The sequence below is a fragment of the Vibrio sp. Vb0937 genome, from assembly GCF_033338855.1.
In genome coordinates this window covers 1-1331 of sequence record NZ_JAWOTK010000227.1, presented here as the reverse complement: position 1 = coordinate 1331, position 1331 = coordinate 1, and the positions used below count along the sequence as shown (strand labels likewise).

Annotated in this window: 1 protein-coding gene and 1 pseudogene; one reads left to right on the top strand and one right to left on the bottom strand. The window is 44.6% G+C overall.

Going from position 1 to position 1331, the window contains the following annotated elements; genetic code table 11:
- Positions 1-227: pseudogene (locus tag R7P67_RS24640) on the bottom strand (1-aminocyclopropane-1-carboxylate deaminase/D-cysteine desulfhydrase); the annotation flags it as partial.
- A 214-nt stretch (positions 228-441) separates the two neighbouring features.
- On the opposite strand from R7P67_RS24640, the gene R7P67_RS24635 reads away from it, so the two are divergent.
- A partial coding sequence (locus R7P67_RS24635) for a leucine-rich repeat-containing protein kinase family protein (RefSeq protein WP_318086295.1) occupies positions 442-1331 on the top strand: 890 nt, incomplete at its 3' end.

The following is a 1331-nucleotide window of genomic DNA, read 5'->3' as shown; positions in this document are numbered from 1 at the left end:
CTTATTAACGTGGTGATGTCGGGATTTTGCTCTTCCATTAACGCCATAAACTTACGTGCTTTGTTCCCAGAAAAGTGGGAGTGGAGCATGTCGTCACGTTTAAGGAAAAATTTGCGCCCATTAAAGCTATGTTGGGTGATAGGACTTTCTGAGAGTTTCATGTCGATGCTGACGGAATAAACCGTGTCACCTTTGCCATTTAAAAAGGGCGCGTAGTGTAACGCCATTAAACCCAGATAAAAAGTCTGTGTTTCAGTACAACCATTTCGGTTGTTCCTGATGTTTTGACTCGCACTCACCGGTGCTGTAATACCATTGCAATGGTTTCACTTCTATCCTTTGGTTGCTTTGATTCCATGGTATTCAATCCCATGACTCGCCTTTCTGCCTCAAGCCACGTACACTACGCCGCTTATTTCCATTCAATCAGAAGGCTTGGTTTTGCAGACTCTAGAACAATTAAAAACAGGACAATTAGTAGGACTTAAACAACTGAAGTTGGCGGAAGGGCTAACTGAGTTCCCTATGGAAATTTTAGAGCTTGCAGACTCACTTGAAGTGTTAGATTTATCCGGCAACGCACTGTCAGATTTACCACAAGAGCTGGAACAGCTGACCAAACTAAAAATCATCTTTGCTTCCAATAATCAGTTCACCCATTTACCAGAGGTATTGGGCAAGCTGCCAAACCTTGAAATGGTTGGGTTTAAAACCAATAAGATCAAAGTGGTGAGTGAAGCCTCACTACCAAGTCAGTTACGTTGGCTGATCCTAACTGACAACGAGATTGAAACGCTGCCAAACAGTCTGGGTGAAAGGTCGCGCTTAAGAAAGCTTGCATTGGCGGGCAATCGCATCAAACGACTGCCAAGTAGCATGGAAAACTTAGTTAATTTGGAATTGGTTCGCCTCTCTGCGAACCAGCTAGAGCACTTTCCGGATGTGTTGATGAAGCTACCTAAATTGGCATGGTTTGCTTTTGCAGGTAATCCATTCTGCAAACACCCATCTTCGCTAGACAGTGTGCCGAAAGTGACCACAAACAGTTACTCGCTTAACCATGTTCTCGGCCAAGGGGCAAGTGGCGTGATTTCTCATGCTAACTGGATTGATGCTCAATACAACTTCCCGAGTGAAGTTGCGGTAAAAGTGTTCAAGGGCGAGGTCACCAGTGACGGCTATCCTCATGATGAACTTGAAGCGTGTTTGCAATCTGGGCATCACAACAACTTAGTGAAATCCATCGCGCAAGTGGATGACGGTAAAGAGCTTGCGTTGGTGATGGAGCTGATTCCAAACAGTTACTACAACTTAGGTTTGCCACCAACGTT